The sequence below is a fragment of the Bartonella sp. AP150HLJHH genome, from assembly GCF_042196385.1.
Classification (GTDB): domain Bacteria; phylum Pseudomonadota; class Alphaproteobacteria; order Rhizobiales; family Rhizobiaceae; genus Bartonella.
The window spans coordinates 58,237-81,671 of record NZ_JBHIQC010000002.1 but is presented as its reverse complement, the minus strand read 5'-3'; the positions used below and the strand labels follow the sequence as shown (position 1 = coordinate 81,671).

Here is a 23,435-nt window from a genome sequence, read left to right as displayed (position 1 = left end):
GCTTTTTTTCATAAAATTGAAGATAAATTTCCTTTTTGAGTTGAGTCATCTCGTCAGTCTATCAAAAGTATGACCTTTGATAAAAAAATAATAACAGTGCTCTAACAAATTAGAATATTCAAGCATACGTGGAGCATAAAAAGCCGGAACATCTTTCCAATCCATTGCCGGTATATTTTGTGTTTTATGACATTTTTTGCCTAAGAGAGCACGCGCTTTTTCTATTGCTTGTAAAACATAAGCCATTATTTATGGTTCAATGGGATTTCGTAAAATGAAGTGGAAAGCTTATCGTGTTGTTCTGTAAAATACTGCCGTTTAGAGCTGTGATATAAGGTATGAAAATTTACCACATTAAGGTATTTTTTGTTAGTATATGATAAAATTCAGGACAAGATTTGTCTGTAGAGAGCTTATGAAATAAACTATATCAAATGGTTTCAGTTGGAATCTGTTAGATAAATAGCAAGATTGTTGATAAATCAGCTCTGGTCGAAGTTTCTGTTTTAGGGTAGGGAACGTCAATCTATAGATGTGTCCGTTTCATAAAAGGATGAGAGTGTATTTTAATACAATGGCTAAGGAGATCATTTCAGAATGATTTTATTTGTTTTTAAAAGAGAGTGAATACTCTCCTTTTACTTTATGGATGATGTTCAAGACTTATTTAAAATATAAAGAAGGCTAAAATGCTAAACATTTCCCAAACAAGAGTATTCTGTTTGAAAGATGTATCAATAGGGAAACTTTTGGTGGCTAGGTCTCAAAAAGGGATTTGTCATATAGCGTTAGGAGATACTATAGAGCAATTATTACAGGAGTTTACGATACGCTTTGGTGATGCACAACAAGTTGTAGGTGATAATACATTTAAGAGAGAAGTTGCCCATATTATAGCCATGATAGAAACACCTAAGCTGGTAAAAAAATATAATTTTCCCTTAGATATAAATGGTACAGTTTTTCAACGACAAGTATGGGCAGTATTATGTGATATACCATGTGGTGAAACAATTTCCTATGAGATCTTAGCGTGCCGTATTGGTATGCCGAAAGCTTTTCGTGCCGTTGCTAATGCCTGTGCACGTAACGAATTGGCTGTTATCATTCCTTGTCATCGTGTTGTGCGTAAAAATGGTTTTATTTCAGGGTATCGTTGGGGGGACAAACGGAAACAGATTTTACTACAACGAGAACAAAATGGAGAAATTTAACTTTGTGTGATGGGCATTATAATCGTTACAGTTGTTCCTTTCATTTCTTTTGAAGTAATTTCAAGTTTTCCTTTGTGGAGTTCTAGCAAGGAGCGTGAAATGGCTAATCCAAGACCTGAGCCTGTATGAGACTTAGTAAGCTGATTTTCAACTTGTTCAAAAGGTTGCCCAAGTTTTTTAATTGCTGATTGGGGAATACCGACACCTGTATCTGTAATTTTAAAAATAAGGTTATTTTTTTTCTTGAAAGCGCAGACATCAATATTTCCGCCAGAAGGCGTAAATTTAACGGCATTAGAGATGAGATTAAGGAAAATCTGTTTCATTGCACGACCATCAACTTCAGCATGAAGTTCTGGGGTAATGTTTGTTGTAACAACAATATTTTTTTCTTGAGCTTGAGGCGTTAGTGTTCGTACTGCTTCACTAATGATGGGCTCAAGATCGGTATTTTTACAATCAAGCGTAAATCTTCCTGCTTCGATTTTTGACATATCAAGAATGTCATTGATAAGGGTTAGAAGATGGGTTCCTGAATTGTAAATATCATGCATATATTCCTTATAGCGTTGTGAGCCAAGAGGGCCAAAAGTTGATTGCAACATGATGTCTGAAAAACCAAGAATAGCATTCAGAGGCGTGCGCAATTCATGAGACATATTGGCTAAAAATTCTGATTTAGCCTTATTAGCACTTTCGGCGCGTTCTTTTTCTGCTTTCAAACTTTTATTAAGTTTTTCAACTTCTGTTGCGCGTTGTTGAGCACTCCCTCGTGCGCGCTTGAGTTCTTGAATGAAAGAAAAAAGACGCCTTTCACTGTCTTCAAATTTTTCCTGTTGTTGTTTAAGCTCAGAAATGTCAGTACCAATACAAACCAATCCTCCATCTTGGGTTCGTCGTTCGTTAATTTTGAGCCAACAACCATCTGCCGTTTGGCGAATACTGGTTAAGTTACCAGTACCATCATCTTTAAGGGGATATTCACTGAGTGCAGGGCGTGCCATGGCTTCGACTGTTGCACGTTGGATACCTGATTGGAGAATTTGTTTAGGAATAGCGGCATATTCGCAAAATTTGCTGTTGGACATAACTAAACGTCCTTCAGCATCCCACAAGACGAAAGATTCTGAAATGTTTTCAATCGCATCACGGATACGAAGGTCGGCTTGCGCCGTTTGTTCAGCCAATTGTTGCTGTTCACTAATATCGAAGGAAATACCAACCAAATGGGGTTCTTCTTCTTCAGTCACTTCGGCACGAATGCGCATCCATACATAATGACCATCAGCATGACGCATAGGAACGTTAATATCGATATGCTTTTTTTTACCGCTCATTAATTCCTGAGCAAGGTCAAAAAAATTTGCATCATTTGGATTGATAATGGCGCTAATTTGGGAAATTGAGAGCAATGCATCTTGAGGGACATAGCCGAGCATTTCGTACATTGCTCGTGACCAGTAGACGCGTCCACTTGCCATATTCCAATCCCATAGTCCACAGCGTCCACGCATCATTGCCATATCAATACGGTTTTGAATTTTTTCTGAAACAAGATCTGTTTTGCGTGCTCGTACAATTTGGTTATAATAAGCATAAAGAAGAGCGAGGATAACGCCACTAGTTCCAATGAATATGGTTATATTTAACGAGAGAGTTTTCCGCCATTCCATGTAAATATGTTGCATTTTTTCACTGATGAATACCCCATATTGTCCATTTTCTGTTTGCTGAAAGGAAGCAAGAGCAGGAATATCTTTTCCTATTGTAATTTTCATGATTCCAGCATGTTTTCCTAGAGCTTGCAAAGTAATGCTTTCAGAGGTAAAATTCTGTAAGGGTTTTCCTAAGACAATCTCGGAACTTGATGAAGCTAGGACATTGCCTTTTTGATCGACAATAGCAATAACAGCGCTGGTTTTTATAAAACCTTTGTTACGAAAATTGGTCAGGATATTTTGTAAATGATTATGAGAAAGAGCAGCAGCTTTTCCTTGTCGAGTGGCGGCAAGTATGTCACGGTCGATTGTATTGGTAATATGAGAAGCTAAGAGAGCGATGGTAGAATGCGTGTTTTTATCAATTGTGTTGCGCCAATCATAGATTGATAGGAAACGGATTGCTGCTAGCATAACAAGAAATGCAAGAATTACAAATGGGAGTGAATGTCGCAGCCAAGGTTCAATAAAAAGAAGTTTTTGATAGGCAGAACCAGAAAACAGATTGGTACGCTCTGTGCGCTCCTTGCGGCTTTGAGCGCTTGATTTTGAATCAGCATACACCTCCCTTGGCGCATTATATGCGTCCAATTTAGCCATCTCGCGTTCCTTTAATTCTGGAATAATGTGATTTAAAAACTGCTTCGATATTCATAGTAACCCCATCGAATGCAATGAATCAAAACAGGAGTCTTCTGTCCAGTCTTTTTTTTAAAAAAAATAATTTTACTTTTATGATTTTGGAATATGAAAAGAAAAAAGTACTTTAAACGTGATCTATAAACAGGCTTAGATTGCCTGTTTATAGATTTAATGATGATCGAATAGTTTATAGAATTTATTTTAAAAAATATTATAGCATATTGATTTAAAATAATTTTTTTGTTTCAAGTGAGTAGACGATTGATGATATCAGAAACATCGCTTGATAATTTTGGCGCGGCAGCAATCGTTTTTAATGCCATTTCAAGTTTTTGTTGCCGAATAGATTCTAATTGTCGCCAAGAGCGCAAAGTTGTTAATAATCGTGAAGCAAGCTGTGGATTTTTTTTGTCAATTTCTAAAATGATTTGGCAAAGAAAATCATAGGAGGCACCATCAACTCTGTTAAATCCTGTTAGGTTGTTAGAGGCAAAGACACCGATCAGAGATCGTACACGATTAGGATTATCCTTTGAAAATAGCGGGTGTTGCATGAGCTTTTGAACATTTTCGAGTGTTGATGTGCCAGCAACCATTGCTTGAATAGAAAACCATTTATCCATAACCAAAGGGTCATGTCGATAGCGGTTTTCAAAATCATTTAAGGCATTTTGTGCCTGCTCATTTTCATTAAAACGCTTCACGAGAACAGCGATGCTGGCCATACGGTCAGTCATATTATCAGCTGTTGCATATTGTATAGCAGCTCGATTTGGATTGGCTTCAGCAATGGAAAGGTAATCCAGTATGATATTCTTTAATGCTCGCTTTCCGGCTTGTACAGTGTCTGGTGAATAGGGTTCTTGGGTTTGCATTTGTTCATAAAATTTTGTTAAGAGTTTTTGATGTGTTTGTGCAAGTGAAGCGAGAAACTGATTGCGCACGTAATGAATACGATCTGGATCAATATTTTTACCGATTGTATGAGCAAGCTCAACTTCACTAGGTAAATTTAAACAGAAGGCACGAAATTCAGGCTCTAAGGTTTCATCTGTTATGATTGTTTCAATCAGCTTTAGCAAAGCAGAAGGGAGAGTTGCTTTTTCTTGTGTTTTATCTTGAATGCTTTGAAGCAAAGCTTGCGTCATTAAATGATTAAGAGATTGCCAGCGATTAAGGTGATTGTCATCATGTTGTGCAAGAAAAATAAGTTCATTTTCATTAAATGGCGTGTGTAGAATAATTGGTGCTGAGAAGTCTCGCAGCAGTGATAAAACGGGTTTTTCACGCAGTCCTTTTAATGTAAACGTTTGGCTTTCCTTGGATAAAAGCATAACATCTGATTGAATATCTGTATCCGCTTCATAGGTGAGGTTTTTTCCGTTAGGTCCTAACAAGCCAAATACGATAGGGATAAGCATAGGCTTTTTTGTATTTTGTTGTGGGGTTGCGGGAATATGTTGCTTTGCATGAATTGTTAAAACACCATCGCTATAATGACTATCGATTTCTACATTGGGTGTTCCTGCCTGTTCATACCATAGCATGAATTGGGAGAAGTCTTGACCAGACACTTCAGCAAAACAGGTAATAAAATCTTCAATTGTACAAGCTTGTCCATCATGACGTTGAAAATAAAGATCAGTGCCTTTACGAAAAAGAGTAGGACCTAAAATAGTCCGTATCATGCGAACAACTTCAGCACCTTTTTCATAAACAGTTGTTGTGTAAAAATTATTAATTTGGCTATATTGACGAGGACGCACAGGATGCGCAAGAGGTCCTGCATCTTCTGCAAATTGCGTCGCTTTTAATGCTTTTACATTTTCAATTCGCTGTAGGCTGCGTACATTTTGATCTGATGAAAATTCCTGATCACGATAAACAGTGAATCCTTCTTTTAAACAGAGTTGAAACCAATCGCGACAGGTAACACGATTACCGCTCCAATTATGGAAATATTCATGTGCAATGACACGTTCAACATTTCTATAATCCTGATCGGTTGCTGTTTCAGGATCGACAAGAACATATTTATCATTAAAAACGTTAAGGCCTTTGTTTTCCATTGCTCCCATATTAAAGTCGGAAACAGCAACAATATTGAAAACATCAAGATCATATTCGCGCCCAAAACATTGTTCATCCCAATGCATGGAACGTTTAAGAGCATCCATTGCATAGGTTGCGCGTTCGGTTTTTCCTTTTTCTACATAGATACCAAGCTCAATACGTCGTCCAGATACAGTTGTAAAATGGTCTTCTAACTTATCAAGATCTCCACCTACTAAAGCAAAGAGATACGATGGTTTGGGATAAGGATCTTCCCAAATGGCAAAATGGCGATTATTTTCTAAAGTTCCTGTTTCCACCAGATTACCATTTGAAAGCAAGATTGGGATTGTTTGGGTATCTGCTTCAATTTTCACTCTATAGGTAGAAAGAACATCTGGGCGGTCGTAAAAATAAGTAATACGACGAAAACCTTCCGATTCGCATTGTGAGCAATAAACACCATTTGAAAGATAAAGCCCCATAAGTTGGCGGTTGCTTTCAGGATTCAGTTCCGTAACCAATTTCAATGTAAAAGGAACCGTTGGTGGCGTTGTAATTTCTAAACGTGAAGGCGTCACTTTATAAGTGTTTGGGGCTAATATCTCATCATTAATAGAAACGGAAATTAAAGTAAGATCATCACCAGAAAGAACAAGAGGTGTTAATTCTTTTGTATCGTGACGGGATTCAATAGACAATATGGCTGTAACATAGGTTTTTGTCGGTGCTAATTGGAAAGAAAGTTGTGTTTTAGGGATAACGTAAGGGGTTGGTTGGTAGTCTTCCAAACGATAAATAGATGTTATTGGCTGTTTCATAGTTTTTTCCCATTTGTATTTTAAGAGTTAAAGAAGGGTGTGTTAATTTTAGAAGCAATATAGGATTAAAGAATTACAAAAGGCTGTCGAGGCGATTTTTTACTTCTAAGAAGTCTATCCATGTAAGCTTCTTTTGACTAGGGGTTCTAAGAAGGTAAGCTGGGTGGAAAGTTGGCATAACAGGTATTTTTATATTATCCTCGCTTTCATAGATATGCCATTTCCCTCTTGTTCGGATAATCCCATTTTGAGATCCAGTAAGAAACTGTGCAGCAACGCCTCCTAGTGCTATAAGAACACGAGGACGCGCTAAATAAATGTGTCGTTCAATAAAAGGGCGGCACAAGGCAACTTCTCTTGGTGTTGGTGTACGATTTCCTGGCGGACGCCAAGGAATAGTGTTGGCAATGTAAACATTATTTCTTGTTAAGCCAATTGATGCGAGGATTTTATTAAGCAACATCCCAGCTTTTCCCACAAAAGGAATTCCTTGTATATCCTCGTCTCGTCCTGGTGCTTCGCCTATAAGCATCAGGGGGCTTCCTGCTGTTCCATCTGAAAAACAGGTATTTTTTGCTGTCAATTTTAATGAACAGCCATTAAATGCAAGGAGAGCAGATTTTAATTCATCAAGTGTCTTTGCATTTTTTGCACTCTCTATAGCTGTGGATTCATTTTGTATAGTCCTAGAGTTATGCAGCTGATGATGATCTAATTTTACGGTTGGAGATGTTTTGGGAGATGCTTGTTGATTATGAGAAATGTTCACGACAGATATTAATTTTCTCTCTGAACAAGCAGACTGCTTAAAACGATCAATAGGAACATCTGTCAGAACGGCATCCGCACCACTTTCTTTATAAAAGTTTAAGAGTTCTTCATAGGAAATTGAGCACGGCGTTTGATTTAACATTTTATTTTTTCTAATGATCTAGCGATTATAGATCAAACAAAATTATCCTTCAAGTTTTATTAAATGTATTCGCTAGCCATTAATGTATAAGAACGTTGATAGGATTCTCTCTTTTCACAAAAAAGGCAAATCGTAAAATGCGAATGTTCGCGATTATGTGCATCTTTAAATGTATAATTTGTTTAAATTGCGTTATTTCAAATTTTTAAACAGAATAAACTCACTCATACTAAAAGAATTTTTTTACTAAATGCAAGTGGTGTTATAATATTTTTATCATTATATTCTATATTTAATACTTAATTAAAGTGAATTTTGTAGTATTTTATTTATAAAATTAATTATAAATTTCATATTATTATATTTTTTAATAACTTTTATTAAAAAATATTAAATATATTAATTTAAATATATAAATATTACTTTTATATGAGAAAATACTAAGACGTTATAAAATATTTTTACAATGGGTTAAAAGCAATGTGTGGATATATGCTTTTGCTTTTTTTACAGCTGAAATGAGAGGTTCATTTAATGCTAAATGCGCTGCAATAGCGCTTGAGAGAATGCAACCTGTTCCTCGCATTGTTCCTTTTAAACGTGGAGTAGAGATATTTATGACTTCAGTTTTGTCAATGAAGCTATCAATTGCAAGAGGCCCCTCTGCATGTCCCCCTTTTACTAAAATAGAGCGAGCTCCCAATGACAAAAGTTTTTTTGCTTGTTGTATTGCTTGCTTATCATGAGATGCCAATGGACTTTTGCTAAGAAGAGCGAGTTCTTCTCTATTCGGTGTTAAAAGATCAACATGAGGAAGCAGTTTATCGATCATCGTGTCGATGATTGTTTCCGTTATTAGTTTTCCTCCTGATGAAGCGACAAGTACAGGGTCCAAAATAACTGGAACATGGGGATAGTCTTTGAGTACGTTACAGATTGCTGCTATAATTGCTTTTGTCCCCGTCATACCGATTTTTATTGCGCTTATTGGATTTGCTTCTAGGGCAGCACGCATTTGCGCAGCGACGAGGTCTCCACGCATTGGAATGATTTCGACAACGCGATTATCATCTTGTACGTTAACACAAGTAATTGCTAAATTTGCTTTTATTTGAAAATGTGCAGAGGTTTCTATATCACGAACAATACCAGCACCTCCTGTTGGATCAGTGCCCGCAACAATAAGAATAGAAGGTATCAACGCCATGTTTGTGTCACTTTTATCCACTGCTGTACACGCTCTTCTGGTTTTTTATGGAGGATAATATCAGTCACAACAGCAGCACTATTTGCTCCTGCTTTTAAAACACCCACTGCGCGTTCTGGTGTTAAACCACCAATACCCACCAAAGGTAAAGCACCAATCCGCTTTCTCCATTGTTTGATTTTTTCTAGTCCTTGCGGCATCCATTTCATTTTTTTTAAGATTGTCGGATAAATAGGACCAAGTGCAATATACTCAGGATTAGCAGAGAGTGCGATATCCAATTCATGTTCATCATGTGTACTAAGACCAACTTTTATACCACTTTTACGAATTGCGTGAAGATCAGCATTGCTTAGGTCTTCTTGTCCCAGATGAATAAAATTACACTTTTCATCAATTGCTATTTCCCAATGATCATTAATAATTAATTGTGCTCCCAATTTATTGCATATGTTTTTTGCACGCTTAATATGTTGACGGATTATTTGTTGATTTTCATGTTTCATACGCAATTGTACGAGCTTGATACCAAGAGGAAGCAAACGTTCAATCCAATCAGCGTTATCAACGATGAGGTAAAATGGATCCAGTTTCATGAAAATACCGCTTTTCCAATGATTGGTGTTGAAGGGACTGCTACATTGCGTGCTTCGATCATGCCAGCTTTATATCCCATACGTCCTGCTTGAACAGCTTTAGAAAATGCTTCAGCCATTAAGACAGGATCACCTGCTTTAGCAACTGCGGTATTAAGCAGTACTGCATCATAACCGAGTTCCATCGCAATGGCGGCATGTGATGGGCGTCCAATGCCGGCATCAATAACAAGAGTAGCATCAGGAAGGTAAGCACGGATAGAACGCAATCCATCAGTATTATGAGGTCCTTTGGCAGAACCAATAGGAGCACACCAAGGCATAATAACACGGCAACCAATGTCAAAAAGTTTTTCAGCAACAATGAGATCATCCGTTGTATAGGCAAAAATTTTGAAACCTTCATTGTTTAAAATTTGAGCAGCTTCGATTAAGGAAAAAATATTTGGCTGTAAGGTATCTGAATTACCGATAATTTCGAGTTTAATCCAAGCCGTTTTAAAAAGATCTCTTGCTAATTGGGCTGTGGTTACGGCCTCTTTAACAGTATAACAACCAGCAGTATTAGGAAGCACTGTTACCCCAAGTTCTTGAAGAAATTTCCAAAATTGTCCACCTTGTTTTCCACCTGCAGTTTCACGGCGCAAGGAAACAGTTACAATTTCCGTATTCGATTTATGAATAGCATCACGAAGGATTGCTGGTGAAGGATATTGCGCTGTACCTAATAGAAGACGGGAAGAGAATTGTCGTCCATAAAGATTCAGCATAATTTTAGCCTCCTTGCATTGGGCTTAAAATTTCAATTTTATCTCCTTCATGCAAGACAAATTGGCTTCGTGCATCTATGGGAACAACTTCAGCGTTAACAGCAGTTGCAAGCCAATTTCCTTCATACCCCAATTCTTCAAGCAAGAGACCGAGAGTCATAACTTCTGTTTGGACTGTTTCACCATTAACAAATATTTGCATGTTTTATTCCAATGCCAATTCCATTGCTCGTTTTGCCATTTCTGGAGACAACAGAAAACCATGTCTATAAAATCCATTAATAGAAATAAAGTTACCATCTTTATGCACAGAAGGGAAGTTATTAGGATAACATGGACGAACACCAACGCCAGATTCAATAATTTCTGCTTCAGCAAAAGCAGGATGTAAAGTATAAGCCGCGTTGAGCAGTTCCATCATTGATCTTACAGAGATTGCACCATCAAAGTCACTTTCAATCATCGTTGCACCAATCATAAAAATATTATCTTGTCGAGGTACAATGTAAAGAGGAAACCGTGGGTGAAGAAGACGAATTGGACGCGAAATTTTAATATCGGTGCAGCGCACGAGAAGCATTTCACCGCGTACGCCCCGTATATTTTTATCTTTTCCTAAACGTGCTATTCCTGTCGCATCAATAACAATATCAAATTTTTTTTCAGCCTTCTCTACATCAACAAAACAGGCTCCATTGTTGAGAAGCTTTTCTTTTAAAGCCATAAGTGCTTTGCGAGGATCAATATGGGCTTCATTTTCATAAAAGAGTGCACAGTTAAAACGTTCAGCAAGATCTGGTTCAAGATGAGCTATTTCTGTATTATCTACGGTTTTGTGATTATGCGTACGTACAGAAAATCGTTCAAGCTCTCCTCTATCTCGTGTAGGTGCAACCACTAAAGTGCCTTTTTGTATGACAAGGTTGGGGAGCGTTTTACGCCACCATTGTATAGCTTGTACACCAAGATCTTCAACAATTTGTTCTGCACTTTCCCTTTCACAGTAAGGTGCGAGCATTCCTCCTGCATACCAACTAGCACTTCCTATAGGTGAATGAGGGGGGGCTGATACAGTAACAGAAGCACCTTTTTGCTGTAACATAAAGGCAGCTGTTAAGCCGCCTACACCTGCACCTTTGATAAGAATGTTCTTCAACTATTTACTTTCTTTTTTTGAGGAGGAACAATTTCCATATAAAGGTCACCATTTTTCTGATATTTTTCGGCCATGGCGATCATACCTTCCCCTTTTGTTTTTCTTATTGCAGCTGCCTCACGAATATCATGGGAAATACGCATAGAACAGAATTTTGGTCCACACATGGAACAAAAATGCACTAATTTATGGGCTTCTTTAGGCATTGTCTCATCGTGAAAGGCACAGGCTGTTTCTGGATCAAGAGAAAGGTTAAATTGATCATGCCATCTAAAATCAAATCGTGCACGCGAAAGAGCATTATCGCGCAATTGTGCTCTAGGTAAACCTTTAGCAAGGTCAGCGGCATGAGCAGCAATTTTATAAGTGATCACACCAGTTTTTACGTCATTCCTATCGGGGAGTCCTAGGTGTTCTTTAGGTGTTACATAACACAACATAGCAGTTCCAAACCATCCAATCATAGCGGCACCAATTGCTGATGTAATATGGTCATAACCAGGAGCAATATCCGTTGTAAGAGGTCCCAAAGTATAAAAAGGCGCCTCATGACAAAGATCTAATTGTTGCTCCATATTTTCTTTAATTTTGTGCATTGGGACATGTCCTGGTCCTTCAATCATAACCTGTACATTTTTTTCCCAAGCAATTTTTGTTAATTCTCCTAAAGTTTTAAGTTCGGCAAATTGTGCTTCATCATTGGCATCGGCAATAGAGCCAGGGCGTAATCCATCTCCTAAGGAAAGAGAGATATCATATGTTCTTGCAATATCACAAATTTCATCAAAATGTTTGTAGAGAAAGCTTTCTTTGTGATGATGGAGACACCATTTTGCCATAATGGAACCGCCTCGTGAAACAATACCTGTTACACGATCAATGGTCATTGGAATAAAAGGTAACCTTAAACCAGCATGAATGGTAAAATAATCAACGCCCTGTTCTGCTTGCTCTATAAGGGTGTCACGGAAAATATCCCATGTTAAGTTTTCGGCAATACCCTGTACTTTTTCGAGTGCTTGATACAGAGGAACAGTCCCGATGGGCACAGGAGAATTTCGAATAATCCACTCACGAATATTATGAATATTTCGACCTGTAGAAAGATCCATAACTGTATCTGCTCCCCAGCGAATGGCCCAAACCATTTTATCAACTTCTTCTTCCATAGATGAAGTTACTGCTGAATTGCCAATATTGGCATTAATTTTAACACGGAAATTACGCCCAATAATCATGGGTTCGCACTCTGGATGATTAATGTTTTGTGGAATAATGGCGCGTCCACAAGCAATTTCATTGCGAACAAATTCCGCAGTATAAATTTCTGGTATTGATCCAGCAAATGTTTCATTTGATGGTACATTCTGCCGTTCTTTTACTGCTAATCCTTCATTTTCTCGTATAGCCACATATTCCATTTCTTCGGTAATAATGCCTGCGCGTGCGTAAGCCATTTGTGTAATTGCTTTGCCATTTTTTGCTCGTAAAATAGAACGTTTTTGCTTAAAGGCTGGTGTAAGGTTTTTATCAGAAGTCAATCCATTATCTTCAGGTTTAACTAATCGTGCAGGATAAGTTTCAGTATCATCCCGCTTAGAGAGCCAAGGCAAACTAATTGCTGGCAGGCCTTTTGTAATATCAATGATCATATCTTTATCTGTGTAGGGGCCAGAAGTATCGTAGACGTTTAAAGGTTTTTCACCACTGCCATCAGCCAGTGAAATTTCACGCAATGGTACGCGCACATCAGAAAAGAGAAGGCTCTGTTGATAAATTTTGCGTGAAGCGGGAAAGGGGCTACAACTGATTGATGGAGTATTTTTCTGCACAAACTTTTTCCTTATAGACACGGAGTTCAAAAATAGGTTGCGATGTTAATGGAGTTACGATGTTAATGGAGATGTATTCAAATTATCAATCACGAGCATTCAGATGAATAGGGATAGTATTGCTTTGTAGCAAAGAAAACCCAATACAGCTCAAGAAAAGTTATTTTGAAAAACTGATACAATATCTATTCTAATATTTGCATGCCTCCTCCCACTTGAAGTATTTTTGTTAATACGAATATGGTTGGCTTAAATATCTATATTGTCAATCATAAAAATATATTTTAAACGATTTTGGTGTGTTTTTAAGAGTGAAAATAGATATTATGAAGTGATGAACTATGATATTGAAGCTTTTATAAACCAGAATAAAGTTAAAAACGGCTTATCAGGGAAAAGTAGATAGTTTATGGCTTTGATTGAGATTTTTTTCATATTAAAATAATAACTCAGAATACCATAAGATCCTCTCATCATATATCTTTTCGTATAAAAACACTTCCTTGCACGTCATAAGTGGGAGCGTATGGGGCAAAGCACTTGAAGAAAGGAAGCCAAATGTCATTTAATGAACATTCTAAGAGTGAGGCTGTCAAAACGTGGGAGCCAACAAAATGTATGATGGATTCCACTTGTATCTTCAAAAGCTTAAAGCTGATGATCTATAATGGCTTGCTATTGTATCATTGACGTGCGCTGTCGTAAAATGAAAGGAGTATATTTTGAGCAATATTTCTTAAAAAGTGCGTAATATGCAATATCATTATATTTTGTTTGGGGCATTCTATTCTTCATGAGGGGGATGTTCCCATTAAGAATGCGATAAATAAAAGCGAGAAACAATACCTAATCTTTATTATAAAAATAATATTGCCTTGAATTAAGAAGAACACCAATAATTGCAAGATGTTATTTAGAATGATTTATTGTTCTTGCAAAAAAAATATACATATAATAATATATAGAGGGGGATATGCTAAGTGTGGGAGGGCAAAGGTTGGTTATGGGGCGTTTAAAAAACAAGGATATTGTTCATAAAAATTGGGGGAGGGCGCTAGGTTATGCTTTTTAATTTTTTCCGGATCGGATACAACCTTCAAATTTTGTGAAGGTGTGAGGTGTTTCTTTAGTATTTCAAAGTATTTCATTTTCAGTTCAATGAAAGCGTGAGGGAATAGCCATATTGAATATATTCTCTATGATGTATTTAGATTGAACAAAAGCTTGTTCAAAAAAACATTGGTGATAATCCTGTAACACAATTTCAGGAATAAATTGAATAAAATAGAACAAAGTATCTGCATGTGAATAAAAACATAATGAAGCATGCAAAAAATTTGAAGCTAATTTTTAAAGTTTTAATACAAATGATAGCCAAAAGACAGAATTTCTTTGTTTAAAATATATGGTATAAAATATCGACGAGATAGATTTAAACTATTGAAAAAAATAAAAAAAGATAATGTTTAAGTCAGAAACTTTCTATGTGGATGATAAGTTATTACATTCAGTAATGGTTATATGAAATCCATAATAAGAAAAATTTTGGAAGTATTATAAATTTTGCAACAAGATGCAAGATTGAAAAAATAATTATATAACAACAGCAAAGCAACAAAACAAGATATTAAGTAACCTCAGATGAGGTGGTTACATTATACATTAGAAGAGAAAGCATTAATACTAATGTTATGAAAAGCGTCTGGTGAATTTAGGTTATAAAATTGGAAGGAGTGAAGAGAGATAAAATGCGTAAATAAGGATGGTGCAGTGGTTATGATGTACCAATCAACAGCGGCAGCACATTTTAGTGCACAGAACGAGAAGTTGTTAGAAAAACTATGAAAATAATGGGGGATTTAAAATGTCTAATATCTATGATTGGTCTCTAAAGGCTGATGAAAATGCTTATTCAGATAGTATCATTAATTGGGCAGAAGGACAGCCGCCTAGTTCTGTTAATGATAGTGCAAGGGCGATGATGCAGCGTGTGCGCGAATATCTTGCAGATAATGGTGGATCTATTAATTCAAGCTTTATAGTAAATTTGGAAGATAAAACAACATTAATTACCTTAAAGACAGTTTCGCCTATAAAGAAATACAACAATGATATCGTCATACGTTTTAAAGCTTGTGGTGTAAATATTGGCGTGACAACAATAACTGTTAATAATATAGGAGAAAAGCTTATCTATAAAGCCACTGATACGGGGGTTATACCATTAGAAGGTGGAGAATTTCAAACAGATGGCATTTATGAAATGGTATACAATAATGGTGTTTTAATAAAAGAGCATGAGGGTTGGTATTTATTAAACCCTACACCACCAAAGATAGAAAGTTTCCCCTCTGGATTCATTGCAACATTTGCTATGCAAAATGTGCCAAATGGTTGGCTTTTATGTGATGGTAAGGCCTATAAGCGTGAAGATTATCCGCAGTTATTCGAGGCAATAGGTGATAAATGGGGAAAAGACAGCAATAAAACTTTTAAAGTTCCCGATTTTAGAGGCATGTTTTTACGCGGCTTTGATAATGGTCGGGGTTTAGATGGTGGTAGAAAGTTTGCAGATGAACAACAAGATAGCATAAAATCACATACGCATATTGGGAGTATTGAAAACGCAGGCGAGCATGCGCATAATTTTGAGTATCAAGGGGTAGGATGGCCCGTTGGTGATATTGGGAGACTCCCGAATCATTATACTTATAATGCAACCCTGAAAGGGAGAACAGCTTCTGCTGGTGCACATACACACAAGGTAACTCTTTCCCATACGGGTGAGGCAGAAACGCGCCCTGTTAATACAACCGTTGTCTATGCTATAAAATCATGAGTATGTTTAAGTAATAATAATCTATACACCTTGATAATTTTGTTAACGCGGAGCAATTCCGCGTTATTTTCTATGCATATGAAAAGGAAATCTATATTGTTAATAGAATACTTGAGAGCGTCAAAAAACAATTTTAAAATGATTGAAAGAAAGAGTTAAGGATATAATTTATTTTATAATTATATGATAACATAGAGAAAATGTGTAAAAATCATTTAAACTGTGCCGTGAAGAGATCTGGAGATATATTTTTTCACAAGGTGTTTTGATAGGGGAAGGTAATAAAATTATTCAACCTGAGGCATAAAAAAGTACAATATTTTTAGCGTTTTTTGTGCAAAAATAGCATACCCCTGTATGAGTTAATTCATCTTATAAAGATATTTCTCACCTTGTTGTCGATTTCATTTCTTTGCATTCCATGGTAGGAGGCTTTATCTGTAAATGATAGTTCCCCTTTGAGTGGAATCATCATTATGCTTATGAAGCAGAAGACAAACGCTATTTCTATACTCTCTCCTCATCCCTATATTCCGCATTGTTTTTGCATTAGGGGGCTTACAAAAAGCGTTATTGAGTTTATTTTAAAGTTTTTATTCAATAGGTTAATTCTTTGTGATATGCCAATAAACAATTTTTTAATAGAGAGAGAAAAGTAAAAATATCATTGTAAATCAATATTTATTTATACAAATAAGCTAAAGTATATGTATTATAAAGAAAACATTACCATTAAAGCTACAAATAAATCTTTTATGCAGGGGAGAAAGGTACTTGATTTCTATATGGTCCTTAGAAGATATAATAATACACCCGTTATTATAACAAAGGCATTTATATGTATTTCTTGAATCATTTTTATAAAGATAAAAGTGATAGAAAGAGTGGGAAAACGCATGTTTATGTTGTATAAATTTGTATGATATAACAGTTTGATAACAAAACAAAACTTCACATGTTTTTAGTTACGTAAAATCTTAAAAGATTTTAAACTGGTGTTTTTTTCCAAAAATATCTTTAGGGTAATTGGTCTTCTTTTTTAATGACAGATGACAAAAAGGAGTTCATATGAAAATAAAAAAGATTCTTGAATATTTGCGTGTTTTATTTTGCTATGGACTTTAGTTTTTAGATTGAAGCCGATAGCCTAGAGATCTAATTTCATAGGAGGATGTCGTTTGAGGGAGTATAAAAGGGATATCTTCTTTAGGTAATTCAGAAACGTTTAAAGAACAATGATAAACATCGCGGAGATTTTGTGTTGTCAACACATTAGTTGCATTTCCTTCGCAATAAATCTCACCTTCCTTGAGCAAGATCATGTTATCTGCATAATGTGCCGCGAGATTGAGGTCATGAAGAACAGCAAGAACGCCGCCACCAGAATGAGCAAATTGTTTAGCAATATCCATAACGATGATTTGATGTTGAATATCGAGGCTAGCAATAGGTTCATCTAATATCATCCAGCGAGGAATCCCATTATGAACAGGTTTCCAGACTTGGCAAAGTACACGGGCAAGTTGTACTCTAGCTTGTTCTCCACCTGATAATTGGTGATAATACAGGTTGCCATAATCAGAAAGGTCAACGCACTCTAAAGCTTTCTGGATAAGATTTTGCAATTCGGCTTTGGCAATGCTAAATTGGTTTACAGAAAGGCCAAGCCCTACAACTTCACGGACTAAGAATGGAAATACGAGCGTTGTTGATTGTGGTAGTACAGCGCGCATTTTTGCCATTACATGAGTTTTTGTTTGGCATACATTATAACCATTTAAGGTTATTTTTCCACTGTAAGGAATTTCACCACTCAGAGCTTTGATAAAAGTACTTTTTCCTGATCCATTAGGACCAATAATAATGGTAAAAGCACCACTTTTAGCTTGAAGATTAATGTGTTTAAGAATCTGCTTCTTTCCGCGCTGAACACAAATATTTGTCGCTTCAATCATGAAAAGTCTGTTCCTCGTTTGCATATAAGGATCCATAGAAAGAAAGGTGCACCAAAAAGTGCTGTTACAATCCCAATCGGCAATTCTGCGGGGGCAACAATTAAGCGTGCAAACATATCAGCAAAAATAAGTAATGCTGCTCCCAAGAGAGCAGAGCAAGGAATGAGATAGCGATGATCAGGACCTATGAGTTGACGTAAAATATGAGGAACAATAATACCAATAAAACCAATACCACCACTGACAGCAACAGCACTACCGCACATAAGAGCAACAAGGGGAATAGCAATGTTTTTGACGCGTTGAATATGGAAACCAATATGGCCAGCAACAGCTTCTCCAAGAGCAAGGGCATTAAGTGCTCGTGATAAAAAGGGAGAGAAAAGAAGACCAATAACGATAAAAGGGAGAACGAGCCATACTTTCAACCACGTAGCGCCCGCAAGAGAGCCCAGACTCCAAAAAGTGATATCACGCAGTTGTTGGTCATTTGCGACAAAAATCAATGTTCCGACAACTGCACTGCTTAATGCACCAAGAGCAATACCAGCAAGCAGCATGGTTGCAATAGAGGTAAAGCTGTTATGCGTTGCTATTATGTAGAGAATAATCGTTGATAAAAGTCCACCAAAAAAAGCACCTATGATAACTTTATAAGGCTCTAGAAAAGGTGCAAAAGAAACAGGAAAAGCAATGCCGACAACAATTGCTAAGACTGCTCCAAGTCCAGCACCTGCTGATACACCTACAATTCCGGGATCTGCAAGAGGATTACGAAAAAGCCCTTGCATAAGAACACCGGAGACAGCTAAGGCTGCTCCAATCAATAATCCCAAGATAACACGGGGAAGCCTTATGTCGATGAGCACGAGGTAATCACGCGTTTTACTACTTACCGAAAAATCTTGTGTAAGTATCACATGGAGGAGATCAACGAAAGAAACCTTTGCTGCACCATTCAAGAGCCCACCAAAAATACTGAAAATAAGGAATATTATTAAGCTTAATAATAAAATTTTTCCCTGCTTTGAACGGTTTATTTTTTTACCTTCTTTTTCTTTAGGTAAATGCATCCTGGATGTACCGTCTACCATTTTTATCAGCTCTTACCGTTTTGATGTGCACCATAAAGTATCTCAATAAGCTCTCTTGATGCGTCTGCAGTACGTGGACCAAATCCCAAAAAATACATAGCATCCATCTGTTTTATGGCATGATTTTTCGCTGCAGTTGTTGCTTGAACTGCCGGTATGGCTAAAATCTTATCAATGCTGGTTGATCTTGCACCATGTTTTATAAGCAAAATAACATCAGGATCTGATTTCAATAATGCTTCGCCGTTGAGAAGTTTATATCCTTTATAATCGGTGATAGCATTGATAGCGCCTGAAAGTTTGATCATACTATCAGCTGCAGTACCTGTCCCAGATGCCATGACGCGTCCATTTTGCACAGAGAAAACAAAAAGAACACGCTTTGGTGTTGTTACTTTCGCCAAAAGCGCATCGTTGTCTAAAAAATTACGCTTCAATTTCTCAATTAACGCCGCGGCTTGCACTTCCCGATGAATGGCTTGACCAACGAGGCGAATCTTTTCTATCACATTTTCACGGGAGTAGTCTTCTGGTATGATCACCAGAGGTATTGATGTTTTTTTGAGAATATCAATTGTTGAAGCGGGACCACTTCCTTCAACAAGCAATATACCCTCTGGAGCAAGCGATAAAACCCCCTCAGGTGAAAGAGCACGCATATATCCAAGCACAGGAAGCTTGAGCGCTTCTTGTGGGTAGACGCTTGTACTATCACGGGCGACAAGTTGATCTTGGGCTCCCAATGCATAGACAATTTCTGTAAGTGCTCCGCCGATAGAAACAATTCGAGCATTTTCAGGAAAACGCGTTGCAGGTTCAGCAATTACTTGTTTAGAAAAACAAGTAAGAGAGAGCAGTAAACACGTAAGAAAAAGGTTTGATAACCTATGTAAAAGAGATATGAACATGTCTAACCTTATCTTATCTTAGTTACTGCTGTTTTCTTGGCATGATGGCAAACTATTCAATAAAGAACGCCAATCTTCACGTTCTTTTTGACCCTCCTTGCGTACGCCAAAAAATTGAATAACCATCTCATCATCTTTATCGAAAACTTCAAGTGAACTGACATAACCATCACGGGTAGGTTTGCGAACATGCCATACTCTAGCAATCCCAGACGTGAGTAAATGAAGGTCAAATCTTGGATCAAGAACATTAAGCCAAGGTCCCATTTGCTTAATATTTTTTACAGTCCCACTAAAAATTTGAATACACCCTTTATTCCCAACAAAACACATGATTGGCAGTTCTTGTTGTGCGACTTGGTTAAGCATCATTTCAACAGCATTTACCTGTAATTCATCGGCAAATTCATTACCAACATATTTTACAGCATGATGTCGATTAATTTTAAATTCGGAAATAATTTTGTGAAGTTGGTGTACATCTGTCATTTTCCGCCAACGATCCCGAAAACTCTCAATATCCAATTCTGTTATGTCACATTGGGCTGGGAGAGAAACGGGAAGAATGTTAAGAACAGGAGACTGATCTTCAAGAAGGAGCTTTTCAACAAGTTTATTCCACTCTTCCATATTTGTCATATCTTTAGAATAGACCTTTAAAATAGCAACGCCATGTTGATCAAAGAATTGCAGACTTTTTGTAGGTTTTCCAAGAATAACGACATCATATTCAAAACCGAACTTCCATTGTTTTGTAAAAATACGCAAATCAATTTCACCAAGTGTGATAGGAATATGTTCGTTTTGAACAATTTTTTCAAAGCGTCCCGTTATTTCGTGAACAGCATATTCATTGCGAGTTAAGACCATGACGGTTCCAAGTCGAGGTGCATTTTCCAAGAGAGTAGCAACATCAGTTTGTAGCCTTTTTGCTTTTCCAATGGTACAATAAGCCGCAATAAGCTCCGCTTCAGATATACCAATCGAAACCGCAAAATCGCGGTTTCGCATTTCTTTTTTTTCTTCACGCAAACGAAGAATCATTTCAGCTGTATGTGCCATGAATTTACCTTATGTTACTTAACTCAAAAACTAACTTTCAAATTTTACAATTCCAAGGCAATAAATTAAATTCTTTTAAGAGTTCAATCTATCACAAAATAACACTCTATCGTCAACAGCTGAGCAATCAAAAAACGATAAAACAGAAAGAATTAAAACTTTTCTACCAAATCTTTGTAATTTTAAAGATGTTGAAAATAGAAACACAATAATTAATCCTTTTATCAATACGATTTTATTGACCGAATAATTAACAGAAGTGACTAAAACTTTTGTACAAACGACACCTTAAAGTTACGACCAGGCTGGCTATAATAATCTTTTGGTGTTGAACTTTTACCTGAAGGAAGTTCAGATACATTCCAATATTTTGTATTGAAAAGATTATAAACACCGGCTCTTAGAATAGGTCCCGTTTCACCGAATGGTTTCCACCACCCTGTCATATCAACGACATGATATCCTGGAATTTTTTGGTAATCAGATTCTCCGGCTACTTTGTCACGTTTAGCTGCCAAAGTAAGGATAATATCGCTTCCCCAAACTTCTTTTGCATATCCTAATCCGATAACTGCTTTCAAAGGAGGAATTGAGTTAAGATACTCCTTTTTATCAAGATCTTTTCCTTGTGAATAAGCAAGAGCAACATTGCTATGAAAACCATTTTTAAGAACTAAATGAGCTTTTGTCTCAACACCAAAAATTTGCACGTGAAAACGATTCATGTAATGCCGACGCGCAAATCTAAATTCCTCTGATGGCCCTCTATCCTCAGTATCTATGAAATTCTTATATTGATTGAAAAAGGCATTGAAGGAACCACCGAAATTTACATTTCCATACCGTAGACCAACATCATACCCATTGCTTGTTTCTGGTTGAAGATCAGGATTCCCTTTCACGTAATAAGCAGAAGGTTTGATATAAGAGACGTAAAGTTCTGAAATACGTGGTGCACGAAAAGCCTGTGCCCACTGAGCATAGAGCGTTACTTGATTACGAACATCCCACTCCACGCGTAATTTAGGAGAAAAGCGTGAACCACTTCTTTCTGGAGGGAATTTATCAGAAATCAGTGCTTTCTCATAAGAAGGTGTTTTCTGAGGAACATATTTGTACCAATCATACCGGATTCCCGGTGTTACACGAAAACGATCATCAACCAACCCAATTTCATCTTCAAAAACAAAACCTAAATTGTAACCATTTGTGTCTGGTGAATCTGATCGATTAGCAGGAACAAAAAGACATCCCCGAGCGTATTCTTTTATATGACAATTGTCTTTACCTAACAAATAGTGATGAAATTTAGATGACGAAACATTCATTACAAACTTTAACGTATGGTTTATAGTGCCAAAATCCACTTTTTTAAGGGCATCAGCATTGAAACCATAATTGATATTACGCAAGAAATTATCTCTCAAATAATCCCCTTTGGGAGCTGAAACACGAACGCCTGTCATAACGTAACGACTTGATTGCCTTTGCCAATAAAGCTGCCCATTAAACGCATCAAGAACTGCATCACCATTACCATTATAATTATAAGAAAGAGAAAAGCGCTCACGAAGTTTATTATCCTGCTCATAAACGGAACCTGGAGCGTATCTTTTAGACGAATTTAATTCATGTGTGTTACTATTATGACCAAAACGCTCTGCGGTAAAACCAAGGCGGTGATTATCACTCAAATATTGATGAATTTTAAAAAGCAAGTTATTTTTATCAAAGTGAGAAGGGTTTTTGCGCGTGCGTTCCTCATACCCTTCTACTGTTCCCATATTTTTGCGCTCATGACCTTCTACATAAGATCCTTGAAAAAGTAAAAATGTCCGGTAATTACGCACAGCAAAAGCTTGATCGATGCGCCAGCTGTTATCAACAGAATTATAACCACCTTTTATAAGGCTTCCCCAATTCTTTTCTTCCACGATCAGGTCTTCAGGATCAAGGGTACGCAACGCAATGATTCCCCCTAAGGCGCCAGAACCATAAAGACTAGAATCTGATCCTTGAATAGTATCAAACGTAGAAAGAGCATTGAAATCAAAAGTTGTGTTTCCACCTCCACCACGGAATATATCATTAAACCATGGAAGAGAAATACCATCCATTGTCGTAAGAACACGGTTTGCATCTAAACCCCGAATAACGAAACTGTTATTTTCTGAGTTATAGGATACGGAAGGATTAAGACGACTCACATCATAAACATCAGTTATTTGTCTTTCATCAATATTCTTGTTGGTCTTACGATCAGTCAGAATGGTTATTGAATTTGAAGCATCTTCTATTTTTTTTCCTTTAATAAGGATTGGTTTGAGTTCAGTGACAGCACTTCCATCTTTATTTTGTGCAAAAACAAATGAAGGTATACAGACCGATAATGCACTTAAAATTACACAGCTTTTATAGATATTTTTTCGTCTTATTTGCATAACACATCATAACCCTTTTAAACATCCCCTCTCTGTTTTGAAATTTTTTAATACAAAAAGGCTGGACTCACTGATTAAAACTTGCCAGCCAAGTAGGAATGATTTTGACAACGGCACAAAATCATTAGAAGACCATATTAAACATGACAAAATCAGTCAAGAAAAAAGTTGCAATTTCAAAATAGCCTGTTTTAATGAGATTGAACACCAATATT

16 protein-coding genes and 1 pseudogene are annotated in these 23,435 nt (G+C 36.8%); 2 read left to right on the top strand and 15 right to left on the bottom strand.

The window, feature by feature from the left end; all coding sequences use genetic code 11:
- Positions 1-135 precede the first annotated feature (135 nt).
- Positions 136-234 (bottom strand): annotated as a pseudogene (locus ACFING_RS01590) (integrase); the annotation flags it as partial.
- A gap of 455 nt (positions 235-689) precedes the next feature.
- Between ACFING_RS01590 and ACFING_RS01585 the strand changes: the two are divergent.
- A complete protein-coding gene (locus ACFING_RS01585; RefSeq protein WP_375620707.1) occupies positions 690-1,214 on the top strand; it encodes a methylated-DNA--[protein]-cysteine S-methyltransferase in 525 nt (174 codons plus the stop codon).
- On the opposite strand, the gene ACFING_RS01580 is transcribed toward ACFING_RS01585, so the two are convergent.
- From ACFING_RS01580 to thiC, 9 genes are all read right to left on the bottom strand, one after another.
- Positions 1,211-3,532 carry an ATP-binding protein gene (locus tag ACFING_RS01580; RefSeq protein ID WP_375629385.1) on the bottom strand — a complete coding sequence of 774 codons (2,322 nt, stop codon included), beginning with the start codon at positions 3,530-3,532 and terminating at the stop codon, positions 1,211-1,213. The two genes, ACFING_RS01585 and ACFING_RS01580, sit on opposite strands and share 4 nt — an antisense overlap.
- Before the next feature lie 287 nt (positions 3,533-3,819).
- The gene (gene pepN, locus ACFING_RS01575) at positions 3,820-6,447 is read right to left on the bottom strand and encodes an aminopeptidase N (RefSeq protein WP_375629383.1); all 2,628 of its coding nucleotides are present in this window, start codon (positions 6,445-6,447) and stop codon (positions 3,820-3,822) included.
- 73 nt (positions 6,448-6,520) lie between these two features.
- Entirely contained in the window at positions 6,521-7,360 is an 840-nt protein-coding gene (locus ACFING_RS01570; protein WP_375629380.1) for a uracil-DNA glycosylase family protein, read from the bottom strand.
- A gap of 448 nt (positions 7,361-7,808) precedes the next feature.
- A complete protein-coding gene (locus tag ACFING_RS01565; protein WP_375629620.1) occupies positions 7,809-8,567 on the bottom strand; it encodes a hydroxymethylpyrimidine/phosphomethylpyrimidine kinase in 759 nt (252 codons plus the stop codon).
- Positions 8,558-9,163 (bottom strand): thiamine phosphate synthase, encoded by a 606-nt coding sequence (locus tag ACFING_RS01560; RefSeq protein ID WP_375611199.1) that lies wholly within the window; start codon positions 9,161-9,163, stop codon positions 8,558-8,560. The genes ACFING_RS01565 and ACFING_RS01560 overlap by 10 nt, the downstream gene beginning before the upstream one ends.
- Entirely contained in the window at positions 9,160-9,933 is a 774-nt protein-coding gene (locus ACFING_RS01555; RefSeq protein WP_375629378.1) for a thiazole synthase, read from the bottom strand. The genes ACFING_RS01560 and ACFING_RS01555 overlap by 4 nt, the downstream gene beginning before the upstream one ends.
- Positions 9,934-9,937: 4 nt before the next feature.
- Positions 9,938-10,135, bottom strand: coding sequence for a sulfur carrier protein ThiS (thiS, locus tag ACFING_RS01550; protein ID WP_273791115.1), 198 nt, complete (start codon positions 10,133-10,135; stop codon positions 9,938-9,940).
- 3 nt (positions 10,136-10,138) lie between these two features.
- A complete protein-coding gene (locus ACFING_RS01545) occupies positions 10,139-11,089 on the bottom strand; it encodes an FAD-dependent oxidoreductase (protein ID WP_375611201.1) in 951 nt (316 codons plus the stop codon).
- Positions 11,086-12,921, bottom strand: coding sequence for a phosphomethylpyrimidine synthase ThiC (thiC, locus tag ACFING_RS01540; protein ID WP_375629376.1), 1,836 nt, complete (start codon positions 12,919-12,921; stop codon positions 11,086-11,088). The genes ACFING_RS01545 and thiC overlap by 4 nt, the downstream gene beginning before the upstream one ends.
- Before the next feature lie 1,864 nt (positions 12,922-14,785).
- Between thiC and ACFING_RS01535 the strand changes: the two genes are divergently transcribed.
- Positions 14,786-15,760 carry a tail fiber protein gene (locus tag ACFING_RS01535; RefSeq protein ID WP_375611203.1) on the top strand — a complete coding sequence of 325 codons (975 nt, stop codon included), beginning with the start codon at positions 14,786-14,788 and terminating at the stop codon, positions 15,758-15,760.
- Between the two features lie 1,121 nt (positions 15,761-16,881).
- Here ACFING_RS01535 and ACFING_RS01530 read toward each other — a convergent pair.
- The 5 genes from ACFING_RS01530 to ACFING_RS01510 all read right to left on the bottom strand — a co-directional run bounded on the left by ACFING_RS01530 (position 16,882) and on the right by ACFING_RS01510 (position 23,220).
- On the bottom strand, positions 16,882-17,715 hold the full coding sequence (locus ACFING_RS01530; RefSeq protein WP_375629373.1) for a heme ABC transporter ATP-binding protein: 834 nt from the start codon (positions 17,713-17,715) through the stop codon (positions 16,882-16,884).
- Positions 17,712-18,809 (bottom strand): FecCD family ABC transporter permease, encoded by a 1,098-nt coding sequence (locus tag ACFING_RS01525; protein WP_375612958.1) that lies wholly within the window; start codon positions 18,807-18,809, stop codon positions 17,712-17,714. Before ACFING_RS01525 ends, ACFING_RS01530 begins: the two co-directional genes overlap by 4 nt.
- A 5-nt stretch (positions 18,810-18,814) precedes the next feature.
- Positions 18,815-19,717, bottom strand: coding sequence for a hemin ABC transporter substrate-binding protein (locus ACFING_RS01520; protein WP_375620711.1), 903 nt, complete (start codon positions 19,715-19,717; stop codon positions 18,815-18,817).
- Positions 19,718-19,735: 18 nt separating this feature from the next.
- Entirely contained in the window at positions 19,736-20,779 is a 1,044-nt protein-coding gene (locus ACFING_RS01515; RefSeq protein ID WP_375620712.1) for a hemin-degrading factor, read from the bottom strand.
- A 263-nt stretch (positions 20,780-21,042) separates the two neighbouring features.
- The gene (locus ACFING_RS01510; RefSeq protein ID WP_375620713.1) at positions 21,043-23,220 is read right to left on the bottom strand and encodes a TonB-dependent hemoglobin/transferrin/lactoferrin family receptor; all 2,178 of its coding nucleotides are present in this window, start codon (positions 23,218-23,220) and stop codon (positions 21,043-21,045) included.
- Between the last annotated feature and the right edge of the window lie 215 nt (positions 23,221-23,435).

Coding starts and splice junctions, on each gene's coding strand:
- thiS (WP_273791115.1), bottom strand. CDS start 10,135: ATGCAAATATTTGTTAATGGTGAAACAGTCCAAACAGAAGTTATGACT.
- ACFING_RS01520 (WP_375620711.1), bottom strand. CDS start 19,717: ATGTTCATATCTCTTTTACATAGGTTATCAAACCTTTTTCTTACGTGT.
- ACFING_RS01560 (WP_375611199.1), bottom strand. CDS start 9,163: ATGAAACTGGATCCATTTTACCTCATCGTTGATAACGCTGATTGGATT.
- ACFING_RS01510 (WP_375620713.1), bottom strand. CDS start 23,220: ATGCAAATAAGACGAAAAAATATCTATAAAAGCTGTGTAATTTTAAGT.
- ACFING_RS01525 (WP_375612958.1), bottom strand. CDS start 18,809: ATGGTAGACGGTACATCCAGGATGCATTTACCTAAAGAAAAAGAAGGT.
- ACFING_RS01535 (WP_375611203.1), top strand. CDS start 14,786: ATGTCTAATATCTATGATTGGTCTCTAAAGGCTGATGAAAATGCTTAT.
- ACFING_RS01530 (WP_375629373.1), bottom strand. CDS start 17,715: ATGATTGAAGCGACAAATATTTGTGTTCAGCGCGGAAAGAAGCAGATT.
- ACFING_RS01565 (WP_375629620.1), bottom strand. CDS start 8,567: ATGGCGTTGATACCTTCTATTCTTATTGTTGCGGGCACTGATCCAACA.
- ACFING_RS01555 (WP_375629378.1), bottom strand. CDS start 9,933: ATGCTGAATCTTTATGGACGACAATTCTCTTCCCGTCTTCTATTAGGT.
- ACFING_RS01585 (WP_375620707.1), top strand. CDS start 690: ATGCTAAACATTTCCCAAACAAGAGTATTCTGTTTGAAAGATGTATCA.
- ACFING_RS01515 (WP_375620712.1), bottom strand. CDS start 20,779: ATGGCACATACAGCTGAAATGATTCTTCGTTTGCGTGAAGAAAAAAAA.
- ACFING_RS01580 (WP_375629385.1), bottom strand. CDS start 3,532: ATGGCTAAATTGGACGCATATAATGCGCCAAGGGAGGTGTATGCTGAT.
- pepN (WP_375629383.1), bottom strand. CDS start 6,447: ATGAAACAGCCAATAACATCTATTTATCGTTTGGAAGACTACCAACCA.
- ACFING_RS01570 (WP_375629380.1), bottom strand. CDS start 7,360: ATGTTAAATCAAACGCCGTGCTCAATTTCCTATGAAGAACTCTTAAAC.